The 17,419-nt window shown below is 47.5% G+C and carries 15 protein-coding genes; 13 read left to right on the top strand and 2 right to left on the bottom strand.

What is annotated here, in order from left to right; translation table 11 throughout:
* Positions 1 to 12: 12 nt before the first annotated feature.
* The 7 genes from F8C67_RS05595 (at position 13) to F8C67_RS05565 (ending at position 9,660) form a co-directional block, all read left to right on the top strand.
* Positions 13 to 2,238: a T9SS type A sorting domain-containing protein gene (locus tag F8C67_RS05595; protein ID WP_170266376.1), complete on the top strand. Its 2,226-nt coding sequence runs from the start codon at positions 13 to 15 to the stop codon at positions 2,236 to 2,238.
* A gap of 59 nt (positions 2,239 to 2,297) precedes the next feature.
* A complete protein-coding gene (locus F8C67_RS05590) occupies positions 2,298 to 3,728 on the top strand; it encodes a hypothetical protein (protein WP_151666837.1) in 1,431 nt (476 codons plus the stop codon).
* A gap of 1 nt (position 3,729) precedes the next feature.
* Positions 3,730 to 6,567 carry a TonB-dependent receptor gene (locus tag F8C67_RS05585; RefSeq protein WP_170266375.1) on the top strand — a complete coding sequence of 946 codons (2,838 nt, stop codon included), beginning with the start codon at positions 3,730 to 3,732 and terminating at the stop codon, positions 6,565 to 6,567.
* 2 nt (positions 6,568 to 6,569) lie between these two features.
* Positions 6,570 to 7,574, top strand: coding sequence for a PorV/PorQ family protein (locus F8C67_RS05580; protein WP_151666835.1), 1,005 nt, complete (start codon positions 6,570 to 6,572; stop codon positions 7,572 to 7,574).
* Positions 7,571 to 8,767, top strand: a complete 1,197-nt coding sequence (locus F8C67_RS05575) for an NHL repeat-containing protein (protein ID WP_151666834.1) — start codon at positions 7,571 to 7,573, stop codon at positions 8,765 to 8,767. Before F8C67_RS05580 ends, F8C67_RS05575 begins: the two co-directional genes overlap by 4 nt.
* Before the next feature lie 99 nt (positions 8,768 to 8,866).
* A complete protein-coding gene (locus F8C67_RS05570) occupies positions 8,867 to 9,262 on the top strand; it encodes a T9SS type B sorting domain-containing protein (protein WP_151666833.1) in 396 nt (131 codons plus the stop codon).
* Entirely contained in the window at positions 9,262 to 9,660 is a 399-nt protein-coding gene (locus F8C67_RS05565) for a DUF2141 domain-containing protein (protein WP_151666832.1), read from the top strand. Before F8C67_RS05570 ends, F8C67_RS05565 begins: the two co-directional genes overlap by 1 nt.
* Here the strand turns inward: F8C67_RS05565 and F8C67_RS05560 are convergent.
* Together F8C67_RS05560 and F8C67_RS05555 are read right to left on the bottom strand one after the other, a co-directional pair.
* Positions 9,647 to 10,420, bottom strand: a complete 774-nt coding sequence (locus F8C67_RS05560) for an alpha/beta fold hydrolase (protein WP_151666831.1) — start codon at positions 10,418 to 10,420, stop codon at positions 9,647 to 9,649. The genes F8C67_RS05565 and F8C67_RS05560 overlap by 14 nt on opposite strands.
* Positions 10,421 to 10,444: 24 nt before the next feature.
* Positions 10,445 to 11,182, bottom strand: a complete 738-nt coding sequence (locus F8C67_RS05555; RefSeq protein WP_151666830.1) for a pyridoxine 5'-phosphate synthase — start codon at positions 11,180 to 11,182, stop codon at positions 10,445 to 10,447.
* A 65-nt stretch (positions 11,183 to 11,247) separates the two neighbouring features.
* Here F8C67_RS05555 and F8C67_RS05550 point away from each other — a divergent pair, with 65 nt between their 5' ends.
* The 6 genes from F8C67_RS05550 (at position 11,248) to F8C67_RS05525 (ending at position 17,409) form a co-directional block, all read left to right on the top strand.
* Positions 11,248 to 11,907: a CBS domain-containing protein gene (locus F8C67_RS05550; protein WP_151666829.1), complete on the top strand. Its 660-nt coding sequence runs from the start codon at positions 11,248 to 11,250 to the stop codon at positions 11,905 to 11,907.
* Between the two features lie 2 nt (positions 11,908 to 11,909).
* Positions 11,910 to 12,800 (top strand): NAD kinase, encoded by an 891-nt coding sequence (locus tag F8C67_RS05545; RefSeq protein ID WP_151666828.1) that lies wholly within the window; start codon positions 11,910 to 11,912, stop codon positions 12,798 to 12,800.
* Positions 12,801 to 12,861: 61 nt separating this feature from the next.
* Positions 12,862 to 13,689 (top strand): type IX secretion system protein PorG, encoded by an 828-nt coding sequence (gene porG / locus F8C67_RS05540; protein ID WP_151666827.1) that lies wholly within the window; start codon positions 12,862 to 12,864, stop codon positions 13,687 to 13,689.
* Positions 13,686 to 14,438: an isoprenyl transferase gene (locus F8C67_RS05535; RefSeq protein WP_151666826.1), complete on the top strand. Its 753-nt coding sequence runs from the start codon at positions 13,686 to 13,688 to the stop codon at positions 14,436 to 14,438. Before porG ends, F8C67_RS05535 begins: the two co-directional genes overlap by 4 nt.
* A 5-nt stretch (positions 14,439 to 14,443) precedes the next feature.
* The gene (gene bamA, locus F8C67_RS05530) at positions 14,444 to 16,876 is read left to right on the top strand and encodes an outer membrane protein assembly factor BamA (protein ID WP_170266374.1); all 2,433 of its coding nucleotides are present in this window, start codon (positions 14,444 to 14,446) and stop codon (positions 16,874 to 16,876) included.
* Positions 16,877 to 16,899: 23 nt separating this feature from the next.
* Complete coding sequence (locus F8C67_RS05525) at positions 16,900 to 17,409, top strand: OmpH family outer membrane protein (RefSeq protein ID WP_151666824.1); 510 nt, start codon at positions 16,900 to 16,902, stop codon at positions 17,407 to 17,409.
* The last annotated feature ends 10 nt before the right edge of the window (positions 17,410 to 17,419 follow it).

The following is a 17,419-nucleotide window of genomic DNA, read 5'->3' as shown; positions in this document are numbered from 1 at the left end:
ACTTCACACAGTATGAGAAGAGCTCTACTCCTCTGCATGATGATCTTCGCAGGCTTCGCGGCCCAAGCGCAGTATCCTTATGTAGACATCAACCAAATCCAGTTTGTGAGTCAGACCGACCTGGCAAACTGTAATGACACAAGCGCCTACTTTGGCGACACCATCACTACGCGTGGTGTGGTTGTAACTCCTGGTAACGTTTCTGAAGTTGCTTCAGGATCTGTTCAAGGTGGTCACCGTCCTTTCCTTTTCATTGCTGATACTGCGAACGGCGGTAGCACAACTCCGTTTGGAGGTATTGAGGTTATGGGTGCTTATCAGAATGCGCAAGGAAACTTGCTTCCACTTCCGAACATCGAGACTGCCCTTCCGGGTGACATCATCGAGTTCACCGGTGTGGTTAATGCATTCAACAACGGAACTCAGCTCGAACCAATTGATGGAAACTCATTCACCATTCTTGGTTCAACCACAGCTCCGTCATCTGCAATTGTTCCATTGGCTGACTTGAATGACAACAACCGTGTGAACATTCCAACTACTGGAGAGCAGTGGGAGAACACCTACATCACCCTTCAAAACGTAACCGTTACAGAGGTGATTTACTTCAGCGGCAACAGCCGTGTTAGCTTTAACGTAGTTGATGGAAATGGAAACGTGATTAACGTATCCGACCGTTTCTTGGCACAGAAGCTCCCTTCTCACCAAACGGTAAACCCATTCTCACCACAGGCAACTGGTTCGTTTAACCCACCAGTTCCAGGTACTTTCTACAACAGCTTGAGCGGTATCCTTCGCCACGACGGAAACGGATGTTTCCTCAACAGCGGATCTCGCGGATACGAGCTTAATCCGTTCGACAGTGCTCACTACGACGTAGGTTTTGCACCTCCGTACATCAGCAACTTTGACCGTGACCCTGCCATTCCAACAAGCAACCAGTCGGTAGACTTGACGATGAACATTACAGACTTCGACGGTACTGTTGATTCTGCCTTTGTTTACTTCACTGCCGATACTACGCTTGACCCGTCTCAGTTCCCACGTCAGCCTTTGAGCCTTGTAGGTGGAACAACTGACGAGTACGAGTTCACCATCCCGAACTACCCTGATGGAACTTTGGTACGCTACTACATCAAGTCTACGGATGACCAAGGAAACGACTCTTACTACCCGACTACTCCAATTGGAGCTGCAGAGCCAAACTTCGAGTACTACTTCGTGCGCGATGGCGGTTTGAAAATCTTTGACATCCAGTTCTCTTTGGACGGAAGCGGAAACTCTCCACTTGTTGGACAGACGGTTACCTTCAGAGGAATCGTTACTGCTTCTACGAAGCGCCACGACCTTGGCTACCTCTACGTACAGGACGAAGGCGGATCTGAATGGAGTGGTGTATGGTGTATTGGTGCTGGCATCAGCAACTACTTCCGCGATGAGGAAGTAATCATCACTGGTCAGGTTAACGAAAACTTTGGAATGACTCAGGTAGTTGTTTCAAACATCCAGCTTACTGGAAACCGTGCGACTATCCAGCCTACAGTTATCGATCCAACCGACAGCGCTGCTCAAGCCAACTTTGGTTGGGAGAAGTACGAAGGTGTATTGGTAGAATACCGTTTGCCGAACAACCAGAAGCTTACCATCAACGAAGAGAACATGGGCTTTGGTGACTACAGCGTATCAGACGTTGTTGGGGCCTCACGTCAAACATCTGGACGCATCCTAGCGGGTCGTCAGAGTGGCTCTTCGCAGTCTTCACTTTACGTTCAGCTCGTAACCGACACAGTTTATGAAACAGTTGACGGTGAAATGGAAGTTCCTGCGATTGTTGTGGCGGATACGATGACCTTCGACGCCGTTCGCGGTGTACTTTTCTACGGATTCTCAAACTACCGTTTGCTTCCTAGAAACAACGATGACTTCATCGGAGCTAACATCACATTGGACACTACTGACCTTCCACAATCTTCAATCTCAGTTCGCGAATGGAACTCACAAGCTGAGTTGCGCGCGTTCCCGAATCCAACTTCAGGACGCTTGAACGTGGAGCTTGAAGGAAGCCAGATTGTAGCGGTACAGTTATTCGACCTTTCGGGTCGTGTGATTATCGATCAAAAAACAAACGACTCTCGTGTTGAATTGAACCTTGCAGGATTGCGCGAAGGTGCATACATCATGAGAATTATGGACAATGAGAACCGCATTCACAGTGCGCGTATCGTTGTAGCTCAATAAATTTTGAAAGGAGGGTGCCTCGGTGCCCTCCTTCTTTTTCTATCTCGGGATACCGACCTATGAAAAGACTGTTACTCCTTTCTTCACTGGCATTCCTCTTTGGATGCGACGAAGGTGAACCGGTGGCCAACACCCCGCCTCAAACCAAGATTTCCGTGGAGGAAATAAACTTGGTTGGAGAAAACCGATTGAACTCTGTTGTTCGATTGAGTTGGTACGGAACTGATAAAGACGGTTACGTTGTTGGTTATGAAGTTAGCCTCGACAACCAAAACTGGGGATTTACTACTCTCCAGGACAGCACTTTCCAATTCGATATCCCCGCTGGACAGGATTCGGTTGACATCAACCTTTATGTGAGAGCGCTAGACAACGACTCACTCCGTGATCCATCACCAGCCGACTTGCGTATTCCGCTTAAAAACACACCGCCGGTTTCTGAAATCGATACCGACGTTCAAACAAAAGGAACATCCATCGGCGTAGCTACGTACAGATGGAATGCTACCGACCAAGATGGGGACGAAACCATCATTGAAGCCGAAGTGCGATTCAACAACGGTACTTGGTACCAAATTCCACCGAATCAAAAGCTTCTAACCTTTGTGCTCGACCCGAACACCCCATCGGGACCAACTACGGCCGAAGTGTACTTCGCCAACGACAACTCTCCACAATCGATGACCATAGACGGACTCGAAGCTGGAGGAACCAACACCATGTACCTCAGAACAAAGGATATTGCCAACAGCTATTCCGAAGTGGATACAGCCGACGCGGTAACCCTCGTTTTGCCTACATCCGACCTGCTCGTTGTGAGCGGACAGAGTTCAAGTGTGACGAGTCAATATGCTACGATTCTCTCAAACTTGAATATCAACTACGACTTTCTCGACTACGGCATCAATGGCGGCGAACTACAGCCTGCCTTCTGGTCGCCAACCGTCAACCATATATTGAAACAATACGACCGCCTGTTTATTCATTCCGACGCACAGGTATTCCAAAATCAGGCGACAGGTCAGACCGGTCCTCTACTTGCCTTGATGGGCCCTGCGGTCCAGGAATACACAGATGCGGGAAAGAAAATCTTGGTGACCACTTCATTTGGAACGCTTTCAGACCTATCAGGCATTGTCGGAACCTACCCGATGACTGATGTGGTAAGAAGTTCTGGACTCGTACGTGTTTACCCAGATAGTGCGACCTATCCGGTAACGGATTCGGCAACCTATCCACTGTTGCAATCCAACAACGTATTAGTAGGAATTACACCTATCGTGAAATCTGCCGATGCAGAAAACTACTACCGCACCGAGCTCACTCCATTGAGTGGATGGCAAGGAGATAACCTCGTAGGGGTGCGCAGAAGATTTAGCGGGAATGTATCGCAAGTACTATTCTCCATGGAATTGTGGCGTTTCAACCGAACTCCGCAGGATGTGGAAAACCTCATCGACGAAATATTAACCAATGATTTCGACTGGTAAAATGAGAGCACTACTACTGAGCATAGCGTTCGTGTTCTCAACCGCCTTGTGGGCACAGGACGAAACAGGTTCCATCAAAGGACAAGTAATCGATGCCGAAACGGGAGAGCCAATCTTCCAGGCTGGCGTGCGCGTTGTCGGAACCTACTTTGCACAAGTCACTTCATTCAGTGGCCAATTCAATATTGAAGACGTACCTCCGGGAGATTACAGCGTGAAGGTTGAAATCTTGGGATATGGAACTCAGCAAATTAACGGGGTGACCGTTACCGCTGGCGAGGAAACTGAGATCAACTTCAGGATGGAAGGATCTCGGGACGTACTCGAAGAAGTTACCGTAATCGGTCAAAAGAACCAGGTAGACCTAGAAGTTGCAGGGTCGGAGATTACCATTCGTCAGACCGAGATTTCCCAAATGAACGTCCGCGACGTTCAGGAAGTCGTAGCCATGCAAGCGGGTATTACGAAGACGCAGGACGGCCTGCAAATTCGCGGTGCTCGTGTGTACGAAACAGAATACATCGTCGATGGAATTTCTGCCCAAGACCCCCTCGCCGGCACTGGATTTGGTGTGAATGTCGCCTCGAGTTCCGTTTCCTCAATCGATGTAATCACAGGTGGCGCTGGCGCCGAATTCGGTGGAGGCTCTTCTGGTGTCATCAACACCAAGATTCGAGAGGCTGGCGACAAATTTGCGATCAGTGGCCGCTTTCAAACCGACCATTTGTTTGATCCAAACGCGGCAACATCCTTCAATACAGATATTGCTGAATTGACGTTCGGCTTTCCAATTCCAGGCACGGATAAGAAGGTCACGATGTTCAACAACGTAACCATGAACCTGACGGATGAGTACTTCCCCAATCAGGCTAGCCAATTGCAATCATCGCTCTTTACTGGCAATCCTGAGCTTTGGGCTCCTCGTCAAACCAATGCTTGGACTCACACACTAAAGCTCGCTTGGGCCGTTCGTCCGGGAACGAAGATTACGCTGACCAATCAGCACTCCCTGAATATCAACCAGAATACGCGCTCCCTTCAAATTGTAGGCTTCGATGCGATTCTTACCCCGGGCTATCAATACGAGCGCAGCAACAACCTCGACAACGCGACAACCTACACCCACCACAGTAACCTTACGGCCATCAACATCAATCAGATATTGAGCAAGCAGTGGGGATTGAACGTGAGCTTGGGTAGACTATTCACCAACCTTCGTGCAGACGCTAACGGACGTGAGTTTAGAACGCCAACGGTCGACCGAATTTTGGATGAAGACAATATCATCACCTATCCGGTAGGCGTGTTTAATCCTGATGACCCTTCGGGAATTTTCTTCGTTCGTCCTGGCGACGGCCTCGTAAACAACGGAGGAATCACTCCAACATGGCACGACCACTACGCGGAAGAATACACCATTCGTGCAAAAGCGCATTGGATTCCAGAAAGCAAGGTTCACGAAGTGAGCATGGGTATTGAGAATGTATTCAACGAGTACCAATGGGTGGATGTAACTCGCCCTTGGGTAGGAGCTCCGATTATCATTAACGATACGTTGACCACCCCATCTATATCCATTGGTTCTAGCAACGACATTTGGAAGGTAAATCCGGTTCGCGGTGGCATCTTCGTTCAAGATAAAATCACCTACAAAGGAATCATCGCTTCCATTGGTGTTCGTATGAATTATTGGGCGCCTGGCAAGTTTGCTGATGACGCTGTAGCTGACCCGAATGCGCCGGTTATCGACCAGGTACGTGAAGACTACATGGACAAAACCGTGGGATTCGCGGGATTGCGTTGGAAGGCAAGATTGCTTCCTAGAATCAATGTGAGCTTCCCGGTTACAGCAAACAATGTGTTGTACTTCAACTACGGACACAGCATGCGCTTGCCGCACCCTCGCTTTATGTATGCGGGTCTTGATCCAGTGTATCAAGACAGGTCGTTCCTGAGCTTCTTGGGTAATCCAGACTTGGACCCAGAAGTAAACGTGAGTTACGAGGTAGGCTACAAAGCTGCGGTAACCAAGAACTTTGGATTTACAGTTGCAGCGTACAACAACAACCGCTTCGACTACATTGTCTCTCGCCGAGTAATTGTGGAAGACCAAACGGGCCGACCAGTAACGAAGACCATGTACATCAACCAAGACTACGCGAAAGTAGTTGGTGTTGAATTGGGTGCGAACTACCGAATTGGAAAGCACTTCCGCGTATTTGGAAACGTATCGTACCAGCAGGCGCGCGGTAAGTCGAACTCCGCGAGAGAATCTTCCCTTCAGATTGAGCAAAACGGAGAGGTAGCCTTGACGAGAGAACAATTCTTGGCTTGGGACAGACCTTGGAATGTGAACTTGGGAACCGTGTTCGCGCCAGACTCTACCATGCGAATCTTGGGGATGAACCTCAACGGCTTTGAAGCCTTCTTACAATTTGGTTACTCATCTGGATTCAGATACACTCCACAAGAAAAAATTGGCGAGAACGATTTGGGTCGTCCCGAGTACGAAGTGCTAAATGACCAGTACTTGCAGGAGCGAGCAACGCCATGGATTACAAGTGATTTGAAGTTGAGCTACACCCTCTTTACAGATAAGAAATCGGGCTCTGGACTCACCTTCTCGCTTGAGGTTAGAAACCTATTGGATTGGAACAACGCACAAATCATCAACCCGGTTACGGGTAGAGCGTATGAATACGGCGATGATGTGCCAAACACTTGGAGAGATCCTAGACCTCAATACAACGGTCCGCAGGAATCGGGAGTTGACCCGCGCAACCCAGCACGCTATCTCGCGCCACGTCAAATTTTGTACGGAATAGGATTCAGATTTTAATCATGAAGAAGACCACATACATACTACTATTGGTATTGAGCGGAGCACTTGCTCAAGCTCAGCTCCTGCCTACTTACGGTGGAGAGAGAGCGGGTCTATCTGCCTTGAGTTTCCTCAAGAATGATATGAGTCCACGTTCCCAAGCACTCGGTGGAGCATCCACAGCATTAAGTGGAGATGCTTATGCCATTTACCACAATCCAGCGGGAATGACCAACCTCGATGCCACGGCCATTTCATTGAGCCACTACTTCATTGGAGGTGGAATCAATCAGAGCTGGCTTTCTGGTATTTTCCCTATCGATGATGCAAGTTCCATCGGCGCTTCGTTCAACATGTTGAACAGCGGAGCATTGGAAGAGAGAACGGAATTTCAGCCAAACGGCACAGGCAGAATCTTCTATGCAAATAACGCCAGCGTGGGTATCAGCTATGCGCGTCAGTTGAGCAGCCAGTTTGAAATCGGAGTAACCTTGAAGTACATCTTTGAGCAGCTAGCCGATTACTACAACCACACCGCGGCTGTTGATGTCGGCTTCTTGTACCAAACGGATTGGAAGGAACTTCAATTCTCTGTCTTGGTAAGAAACTTCGGAGGTAACTCATCGCTTTCGGGAACTTACATCGCCTCTGGGTTCAACAGATTGCAATCTGGGAATTTGGAAGACAACACTTTACCAAACGTATTCAGCCTTGGTGTGTCGATGGTACCTTACGAGGAAGATCGACACCGAATCTTGACCGCGATTCAGTTGAATCACCCGAACGACAACGCGGAAAATTACCGTTTGGGAATTGAATATGAATACATGCGAATCTTGGCGGTTCGCGCTGGGTATAAGATCAATGTAACAGGACAAAGCTGGCCAACGTTCGGAATGGGCGTTCGCTACCCAATGGGTGGTCACCCTGTGTATTTCGATTACAGCATCAATCCGACGAATCATCTTGGATTCCAACAGAATATTGGAATCCGTATTGAATTGAATAAAGACCTACGAGAATGAGAGTATTCAAGCTTTTAGTTATCGCTCTCGCCTTCACGCTTGTTTCATGTGAAGACTATTTTGGTGAGAAAACCGATCTCGATTTCATTGAGGTCCCAGAGTTCTCTACTCGGGATATCGCCTATGTGCCTATTCAACCCGCGCTCAACAACTTTGGACGCCCGGTTTCAATTGTAGCCGGATTTGATGAACTCATCTACGTAGCCGACGAGCTCACAGAAGAGATTATTTGTCTCGATGAATCGGGCCGCGAACAAGGTCGCTTTAGCGTTCCAGGTTTGAAATTCGTTACGCAAGACAGAAGCTTTGACTTGCTCGCAATCGGAACGAAAGACACGGTTGTGAATGGAATCGCTTACAGCCTATCTGCCATTTACAGAATCGACCAATTGGGCAATTCGGGTTATGGCTTAGATCATGCTGAAATTGTGAACACCATCGTTCACCCCTTCTATTTCAAGAACAGCTTCTCCTCTACCGATGCACAAGTGACCTTCAATGGCATTGCTGTGATGGGAGATAACGTCAACCCTACGCGAAACAACCAATACTATGTCACTCGCCAAGGGCCAAGTCCGAACAACGCGAACCAAGGTCCGGATGATGCCGTCATCATCTTCTCTAATGACGACGATTACTTAAGTCCGATTTCCGTGCAAACCTCTAGCGGCTTGTTCAACGACTACTTCAAAGATCCGTTTGACATTTCCACTTTGACAAAGGCCCCGCAATTCAGCGCGAGTAACAGTCCGGACTTTTTCTTCACCAGTAGAGACCCCAATAACCTCTTGAAAGTTCAACGCATTGAGTTCATTGAATCGGACTTTGGTGCGGAATATCGTCCGGTTATTTATGGTCCAGATCCGGTATCCGACGGCTACTTGAATGAGCCAGGTAAGTTCACCGATCCGATGGGCGTAACTGTGGCTGGAGATGAAAGTCGTTACATCTTTGTAAGTGATGCAAATACAGATTCTATCTACCAGTTCACAGCTAACGGATTAGAAGGTGTTCCTCCTCCCCCAGCTTCTGGAGAAACGAAGTATGCCATTGCCAGTTTTGGAGGCACTGGCATAGGCTTGACGAACTTCAACGAACCTCGCGGTTTGGCGTATTACAATGAGATACTTTATGTGTGCGATGCCGGGAATGGCAGGGTGTTGCGATTTAAGCTCACTTTGGACTTTGACTAAAATCGTTAGTTCATCAGAAAGCGCATTTCACTAAATTCAGAAAGGTCGTACACATTTTAGATTAGGTCTATTGAGGTAAAAAGCTATATTTGCTTTGAGATGAAGTCAATAAGAAAGAACATACTCGGATTATTCACCTTCGCATTGCTACTGTTTGCGGGCGACCTATCGGCTCAGCAGGTGGCGAATTACGACGGTTGCGCTGTATATGCGGCTAACGCTTTCACCCCGAATGGTGATGGTGTGAATGACCTATTCCCGGTAGTTGTTTCCGAAAACTGTAACCCAGTAAGCTACCACCTACGTATTTATGACCGTTGGGGACGCTTGGTTTACGAATCGCTTGACCCATCTGAAGCATTCAACGGATACTACGACGGACAGACCTTGAAAGAAGGTGTATACCTCTGGAGACTCGTAGCTCGATATGAAACGCCATCCCAAGAGCGTATTGTGAGCATCGATGAACGAGGAAGCGTAGTACTCATCCGATAATGAGAGTATTCCTCTTATCCCTTAGCATTCTTTTTAGCACGTTGGGCTTTGCTCAACATTCTCTTACCATTGAATTCGCTGGCCTCGAATCCCGCGAAGGAAAGGTCATGCTCGCGCTTCGCGACGCGGATGGCAATGACCTACGCAAGGTTATTGTTGATATTCCGGCTAGTGGAGTGGTTTCGCACACCTTCACGAATGTCGAAAAAGGCACATACACAGCTGCGGCTTTTCACGACGAAAATGAGGACAAGGAGATTAATACCAATGCCGTAGGTTACCCGACCGAGGCTTATGGGTTTTCTAACGACGCAAGGGGAACGTTTGGCCCGCCAGATTTAGAAGACCAGCGATTCGAGGTGAAAGGGGACAAAAAAATAGTGATTACCCTTCAATAAGGAACTCACAGATCTCGCGATACATTTCCTCCGGTTTTTCAGCGTGCACCCAATGACCTGCGCCTACCACAGTATGTAACTCAGCATTTTTAAAATGATGCTGAATCAACTCCATATCTCCATCTTTAATGTATCCGCTCTTTTCACCGCGGATAAATAAAGTCTCACCATCGTAATGCGCTTGCGATTCCATCGCTTCACCTACCATTTCAATATTCTTGTCGATGGCCTCGAGGTTAAACCTCCAACCAAGTCGATTCTCCTTTTCCCAGTGCAGGCTTTTCAAGAGGAATTGGCGCATAGCGAAATTAGGCATGCTCTCCGCCAACTTTTTATCGGCATCCCTACGGCTAGACAACTCATCAAAATTTAGAGACTGTAGGGAATCTATGATCTCCTGATGGTGCACGGGGTAGCCTTTCGGAGCAATATCCACAACTACGAGCTTTGAAACGCGAGAAGGATGGTCAACCGCCAAACGCATGGCCACTTTACCTCCCATGGAATGTCCCATTACGATGGCGGAATCGATTTGATTATCATCCAGATACTGGAGCACATCTTCAGCCATGGCGGTATACGAGTGCTCGGAAGAATGGGGAGACTGTCCGTGATTACGAAGGTCGAGCATGTGCATTCTCATGCCGCAATCCTCGGCCCAGCGTTTGCCTAGGGTATTCCAGTTATCGTTCATTCCAAATAGTCCGTGCAGTATGAGCACATCTGGACCATCACCTACAATTCTGCTGAATAACTTCATATGTATATCAACCTGTGGATTGAATCAATGTTCGCGGCGATGCCAGCCGAGCTCGATTTGACGTCGGTATGCCTGTACCGTATTCTCCAGTCCGAGGTAAAGGGCGTCGCTGATTAGCGCATGACCTATTGATACCTCATCTACATGTGGAACATGGGCTATGAAATCAGCCAGGTTCTCTAAACTCAAATCATGGCCGGCGTTAACGCCAAGTCCGATGGAATGCGCAAAACGCGCACTTTCAGCGTATGGCTTTGCGGCCTCAGCACCCATCGTAGCATGATTAACTGCAAATGCTTCGGTGTAAAGCTCGATTCTATCTGCTCCAACATCGGCAGCTCCGCGAATCAACTCCGTATCTGTTTCAATAAAAAGACTTACACGGATGCCAGCCGCTTTGAATCTGGCGACGATAGGGCGGAGCATATCGGCATGTGTAATGGTATCCCAACCCGCATTTGAAGTAAGGACATCGGGTCCATCTGGAACAAGCGTTACTTGTGCTGGCTTATTTTCAAGGACCAAATTGATGAAAGATTCATTTGGATACCCTTCAATATTGAACTCGGTGGTTACGGCAGGAGCGAGTTCGCGAACATCAGCGTAGCGAATATGGCGCTCATCTGGACGAGGATGCACGGTAATTCCTTGTGCGCCGAATCGCTCACAATCTAAGGCTGTTTGAAGAACATTAGGTACATTGCCCCCGCGTGCATTTCGCAAGGTGGCCACTTTATTTACGTTTACACTTAGATGTGTCATGATAGCGTTGAAAATAAGGAGCCCAAAGGTAGAAAATCGATAAGTTTGCTAGTAACGAAAAGCATATGATCGCTCAAGATCTCATACAAATAGACATTACTCCGCTTACGCCAAAAGACAAAGTTGGCGATGCATTGCGTGAGATGGAAGACTTGGGCATGCATCACTGGCCCATTGTTCAAGAAACCTTATACGAGGGGTTGATCTCTGAAGATGCCGCGCTAGATGCGGATGAAAACGATACGATTGAATCTCTTCGTCAGCGTTTTATCCTCTCCAATGTGGAAATGGAAAGTCACCTTTTCGATGCGGTGAGGAAGTACGGTGAGGAGCGTATTAGCATACTTCCGGTAATTGATGGTGATAAAAAGTACGTGGGGTACATTCTTCCACAAGATGTGCTACACGCCATTGGTGGCCTCTTCAGTCTGCAAGCTCCCGGAAGCGTTTTGGTCTTGGAAGTGAATCAATACGATTATTCCATGGCTCAAATCGCTCAGATTGTCGAGAGCAATGACGCCAAGATTCTAGCCACATACATGCATGTTAACCAGGACAAAGGCTTGTTCGAGGTTACCATTCGAATCAACTTTACAGATTTGAGTCCGATTATCGCCTCCTTTGAGCGATATGAATACGTAGTTGCCCAAGCATGGCACGAAAACAGGTATGAACAAGATTTGAAGCAACGCTTCGACCAGTTCATGAACTACCTTAACATGTAATCATGAAGATTGCCGTTTTTGGGAAAACCATCACTCCTGAGGCTCGTCCGCATATTGAAAAGCTGTATCACATGCTTCGCTCAGAAGGTGTGGACCTCTTCTTTTACAAGCCTCTGCACGACCATTTGGTGAAGCACTGTGACATTGACATCGATCTGAACTACCCGACCTTTTCGGGTCATACCGACTTTGAGGCTGGTAAGCCTGATATAATGATGACGGTGGGTGGCGATGGCACTATCCTAGATGCGGCCACCTTGGTGCGTCAGAGTGGTGTTCCGATTTTGGGTGTGAATACGGGCCGACTAGGATTTTTGGCGGATGTTGCCAGAGAAGAGGTCATCCGTGCAGCTAAGTCGCTTTTGAAAGGATCGTACACCATTCAGAATAGAAATTTGATTGGGGTTGAATTGAGCGGCACCGCGCCACAGCCTGACCCCAACTTTGCTTTGAATGAAATTGCGGTTAGCCGCAAAGACACTACATCGATGATTACGGTTCATACGTGGATCAACGATGAATACTTGAACTCATACTGGGCGGATGGACTTATCATAGCCACTCCAACCGGATCTACAGGTTACTCGCTTTCTTGCGGTGGACCTATCATCATGCCTGGGAGTGAAAATTTCGTTATCACTCCAATTGCCCCGCATAATTTGACGGTTCGTCCGTTTGTAATCCCGAACAACTTCAAAATTCGCATGAAGGTTGAAACGAGAGAAGACCAGTTCTTGACTTCGGTTGATTCTCGCATCTACCCTTGCGATAGTGATGTTGAAGTATTTTTGGAAAGATCTGACTTCCAAATTCGGATGGTACAAACAGAGGTTCAGAACTTCCCGAGCACATTGCGAAACAAGCTTCTTTGGGGCTTGGATAGAAGGAATTAGAATCAGGCTTTCCGTACTGAAAACACTATATTTGCGGCTTGCCGTAAAAGGAACAATGAATATGCGTAGTAAAGCGCTGATTTTCTTGCTACTAACTAGCTTCGGAGCACTTGCTCAACGAAGCCAATCTTCCAATGAATTGGGCATCTTTTTAGGTGGCACCAACTTCATTGGCGATGTGGGCAATTACGGAATTCATTTGCCACAGGGTGGAGTTGTGGGGGTTACGTACCGCCATCAATTCGATTACCATTACGCTATCCGCGGGCAGTTTTCATTTGGACGTTTGGCAAATGACGACGCACTTTCTGGAATGCCAGATAGAAACTATCGCGACTTGCACTTCCGATCTAACATTTACGAAGGAATCATTGTAGGAGAAGTGAATTTCTTCAAATACATGGCAGGAAGCCGCAAGTACACACATACACCCTATGTTTTTGCCGGTTTTGGTATAACAGGTTTTAACCCTCAAGCCTTTTACGAAGGCGATTGGTACGACCTTGCACCGCTTGGAACGGAAGGCCAGCGCACAACTGCGAACCCTGGAAACTACTACCCCCTTGCCACCTGGTCTCTTCCCTTCGGCATGGGCTATAGATGGAATATTGGTCGTACCGTGACCATGGCCGTTGAATGCGGCTTTAGAAGAACTTGGACGGATTATTTGGATGATGTGAGCGGTGTTTATGCCGACCCCGACCTCATCCGCGCCGAACATGGCGATGTAGCTGCTGCCTTGAGCAACAGAACTGACCGTCCGAATGAACTCATTGGATACGCTCGCGGAAACAGCCAGACAGATGACTGGTATGTATTCACGGGTGTGCACCTATACTTTGAACTCACACCTTTCGTAGAGAAGTGTACAAACTTCATCTCTCGATGAATTCGACTCCCAAGGATATCGACTCTAAACGAGTGCCAAAGCACGTGGCTATCATTATGGATGGCAATGGACGTTGGGCAAAAAAGCAGGGATTCCTGACTCGTGTACGAGGCCATGAAATTGGAGTTGAAGCCTTGAGAAATATCGCCACGGCATCGGCAGAGATTGGTATTGAATACCTCACGGTTTATGCCTTTTCAACCGAAAACTGGAATCGCCCTAAGGCCGAAGTTGGCGCCTTGATGCAACTCTTGGTTTCTACACTGGGCAAGGAACTCTCTACGCTCCAAGAGAATGGAATTCGTCTCAATTCAATTGGCCAGCTCGATGCGCTCCCAAAGAATTGTCAGACCGAACTCAACGAAGTAATGGAGGCCACTCGTAATAATAACCGCATGGTACTTACGTTGGCATTGAATTACGGAGCAAAAACAGAAATCGTAAACGCTGTTCAGCGCATCTCAGAAAAGGTGGCTAGTGGTGAATTAAAAAGTGAGAACATCGACGAGTTGGTGATCGACCAACACATGTTCACAGCAGACATTCCCCACCCTGAGTTGTTGATTAGAACCAGCGGTGAATATAGAATAAGCAACTACTTACTCTGGCAAATTGCCTACTCTGAACTCTACTTTACTCCGGTACTGTGGCCGGATTTCAAGAAAGAAGATTTGTACGACGCGATTCGCACGTATCAATCCAGAGAACGTCGATTTGGTAAAACCAGCGAGCAGATACAGAGCACTTGATGTTTATGTTAAAAAAAAGCCTCTCCCTCCTCACTCTACTCTTACTTTTTGCAAGCACTACGTTTGCGCAAGATATCACGCTCAATCCATCCATTGAATATGAGATTGGTGGTATCACTGTAGTGGGTGCTGACAATCTCGACCCAACGGTTATCCAGCTTCTTTCTGGTCTAACCGTGGGCGACAAGATTCGCATTCCTGGACAAGAAGTAACCAATGCGGTGAAGAAACTCTGGGAGCAACAGCTTTTCGCAGACGTGAGCATCGCAGTTGTTCAAAAGAACGCTTCGGTCATATTCTTGGAAATCCGACTTGTAGAACTCCCTCGACTATCGAGGTTCTACTTTATCGGGATTAAGAAGAGTAAGCAGGACGATCTTCGTGAGGCATTGAAACTCACACGAGGAACTATCATTACAGAGAACCTCATCATTACTTCTCAGAATAAGATTGAGAAGATTTACCGCGAGAAGGGCTACCTCAACGCGACTTCGCAGATATCGGTTGAAATCGATTCAGGAACCGTAGGTACGGCAACACTGCGCATCGAGGTAAATCCAGGAGAGCGAGTGAAGATTGAGGACATTCACTTCTTTGGGAATGAAAACTTTAAGGACAGCGATTTGAGAGGCGAAATGGAGGAAACGAAGCGCTATGCTTGGTTCAACTTCTTCCGCAGCTCGAAATTCATTCGCACAGAATACGAAGCCGACCTGAGAACGATCATCGACTTCTACAATCAAAGCGGATATCGAGATGCTCGTGTGGTCCGAGATTCAATCTACCAGGTAAGCCCAGATCGTGTACAAATTGACGTTTACCTTGAAGAGGGTCCGAAGTACTACTTCAGAAACATCTCATTTATTGGTAACTCAAAGTACAGCACCGACCTCTTGCGTCGTGTTCTAGAAATTGAAAAAGGGGATATCTACGACTCTCAGCGCCTCAATGAGCGCGTTCAATTCGATCCAGATGGAAATGACATTGCCAGTATCTATTTGGACAATGGATACCTCTTCTCTTCTGTAACTCCAGTTGAGGTTTTGGTGGAGAATGATTCAATCGACATTGAGATTCGAATTAGAGAAGGTAGACCAGCCACGGTGAATGAGGTTCGCATTGTAGGAAACGACCGCACGAATGACCACGTTATCTATCGTGAATTGAGAACACGTCCAGGTGACTTGTTTAGCCGTTCAGACATCCAGAGAACCATTCGCGAATTGGCGCAGCTAGGTTACTTCGACCCTCGTTCCATTAATGTTACGCCACAGCCGAATCCAGAAACGGGAACGGTAGACTTAGAATATACGGTTGTTGAACAAAGTACTTCACAGCTTGAACTTCAAGGTGGTTGGGGCGCTGGACAAATCGTGGGTACGCTTGGTCTTCGATTCAACAACTTCTCTGCTCGAAACCTGTTTAAGGGTAGTGAGTGGAAGCCTTTGCCTTCGGGTGACGGGCAAACCATCAACTTGAGAGCGCAAGCTTCGGGTAGATTCTTCCAGAGCTACAGCGCGAGTTTCACGGAGCCGTGGTTGTTTGGCAAGCGTCCACAATCGTTTACGGCTTCGGTTTATCACAACATCAACCAAGGATTCCAGGTAGGTTCTTATCGAATTGCGATTACAGGTATTAACATGGGATTGGGTCGCCGACTTACTTGGCCTGATGACTACTTCACGCTTTACACAGGGGTTGAATACCGGGTATTTGATGCAACGAATTACACCTTGTTGCCGGATGGAGTCTCACGAAACATCAACTTACAGCTCACGCTTCGAAGAGATAACCGTGACGTTCCGATCTTCCCAACGCGCGGTTCGAGCTTCAGCTTGACGGCAGAATTGACACCACCGTTCTCATTGTGGGATCCAAATTGGCCAAACAAGCCAGTAACTGAGCAGTACGAGTGGATTGAATACCACAAGTGGAAATTCAGCGCCGACTGGTATACGGAGATTGCCAAGAACACTGTATTCCGCGGTTATGCAGAATTTGGATTCTTGGGATCGTACAACGATGCCTATGGCCTTTCTCCTTTTGAAAGATTCTTCGTGGGTGGTGATGGACTTCAGAACTTCGCTATTGACGGAAGAGAAATTATTGGATTGCGCGGTTACCCGAACTTGTCATTAAGTTCTGCCGCGGGTGATCCTCTTTTCAACAAGTTCACATTTGAAATGCGTTATTTGATCTCTCCAAATCCGCAGGCCACAATATATGTTCTAGGCTTCCTAGAGGCAGGTGATTCCTTCAGCAATTTTGAGGACTTCCGTCCGTTCAATCTCAAGCGATCTGCAGGTGGAGGTGTGCGCATCTTCATGCCTATGTTCGGTCTTCTTGGGGTGGATTTAGGATACGGATTCGACCCGATTGGAAACATTGGTCAGCCAAGCGGATGGCAAACACACTTTGTGATTGGTCAACAGTTCTAAAATTCCCTAAATTCGCCGGGCTTATGCGCTTAAAACACTGGATAACGTTCTTTGCAATCTTTGTAACCACGGCTACTTGGGCTCAGCGCCTGGGTTATGTGGATACGAAATACATCCTCGAGCAAATCCCTGAATATTCACAGGCACAACGTGAAATCGATCGTTTGTCGCAAGAATGGTCGGGTGAGATTGAGGCGCTTCAATCCGAGGCCGATGCACTTCAGCAAGCTTTTGATGCAGAGAAGATTCTTCTAACCGAAGAGATGCAGCAGGAGAGACTGGATGCCATCAAGGTAAAAAGGGAAGAGGCACGCAATTTGCGTATCAAGTATTTCGGGCCGGAGGGTGAGCTCTTTAAAAAGAGAGCAGAGCTCGTAAAGCCTATACAAGATCAGGTCTATAACGCGATTAAAGCAGTAGCACGTCGCAAACGATTGGACTTTGTATTTGATAAAACAGGATCGGTAACCATGTTATACGCCGATCCAGAAATGGATGTCAGTGATGACGTCCTCGATGAACTAGGATATTAAAAACAGGAAA

This window comes from Phaeocystidibacter luteus (genome assembly GCF_008933115.1).
Classification (GTDB): domain Bacteria; phylum Bacteroidota; class Bacteroidia; order Flavobacteriales; family Schleiferiaceae; genus Phaeocystidibacter; species Phaeocystidibacter luteus.
This window is presented reverse-complemented; position numbering and strand designations above follow the sequence as displayed.

Bases quoted from the DNA above. Each gene is read 5' to 3' on its own strand.
- porG (WP_151666827.1), top strand. From the start codon at position 12,862: ATGCGTAGTAAAGCGCTGATTTTCTTGCTACTAACTAGCTTCGGAGCA.
- F8C67_RS05525 (WP_151666824.1), top strand. From the start codon at position 16,900: ATGCGCTTAAAACACTGGATAACGTTCTTTGCAATCTTTGTAACCACG.
- F8C67_RS05585 (WP_170266375.1), top strand. From the start codon at position 3,730: ATGAGAGCACTACTACTGAGCATAGCGTTCGTGTTCTCAACCGCCTTG.
- F8C67_RS05590 (WP_151666837.1), top strand. From the start codon at position 2,298: ATGAAAAGACTGTTACTCCTTTCTTCACTGGCATTCCTCTTTGGATGC.
- F8C67_RS05535 (WP_151666826.1), top strand. From the start codon at position 13,686: ATGAATTCGACTCCCAAGGATATCGACTCTAAACGAGTGCCAAAGCAC.
- bamA (WP_170266374.1), top strand. From the start codon at position 14,444: ATGTTAAAAAAAAGCCTCTCCCTCCTCACTCTACTCTTACTTTTTGCA.
- F8C67_RS05575 (WP_151666834.1), top strand. From the start codon at position 7,571: ATGAGAGTATTCAAGCTTTTAGTTATCGCTCTCGCCTTCACGCTTGTT.
- F8C67_RS05550 (WP_151666829.1), top strand. From the start codon at position 11,248: ATGATCGCTCAAGATCTCATACAAATAGACATTACTCCGCTTACGCCA.
- F8C67_RS05555 (WP_151666830.1), bottom strand. From the start codon at position 11,182: ATGACACATCTAAGTGTAAACGTAAATAAAGTGGCCACCTTGCGAAAT.
- F8C67_RS05595 (WP_170266376.1), top strand. From the start codon at position 13: ATGAGAAGAGCTCTACTCCTCTGCATGATGATCTTCGCAGGCTTCGCG.
- F8C67_RS05580 (WP_151666835.1), top strand. From the start codon at position 6,570: ATGAAGAAGACCACATACATACTACTATTGGTATTGAGCGGAGCACTT.
- F8C67_RS05570 (WP_151666833.1), top strand. From the start codon at position 8,867: ATGAAGTCAATAAGAAAGAACATACTCGGATTATTCACCTTCGCATTG.
- F8C67_RS05545 (WP_151666828.1), top strand. From the start codon at position 11,910: ATGAAGATTGCCGTTTTTGGGAAAACCATCACTCCTGAGGCTCGTCCG.
- F8C67_RS05565 (WP_151666832.1), top strand. From the start codon at position 9,262: ATGAGAGTATTCCTCTTATCCCTTAGCATTCTTTTTAGCACGTTGGGC.
- F8C67_RS05560 (WP_151666831.1), bottom strand. From the start codon at position 10,420: ATGAAGTTATTCAGCAGAATTGTAGGTGATGGTCCAGATGTGCTCATA.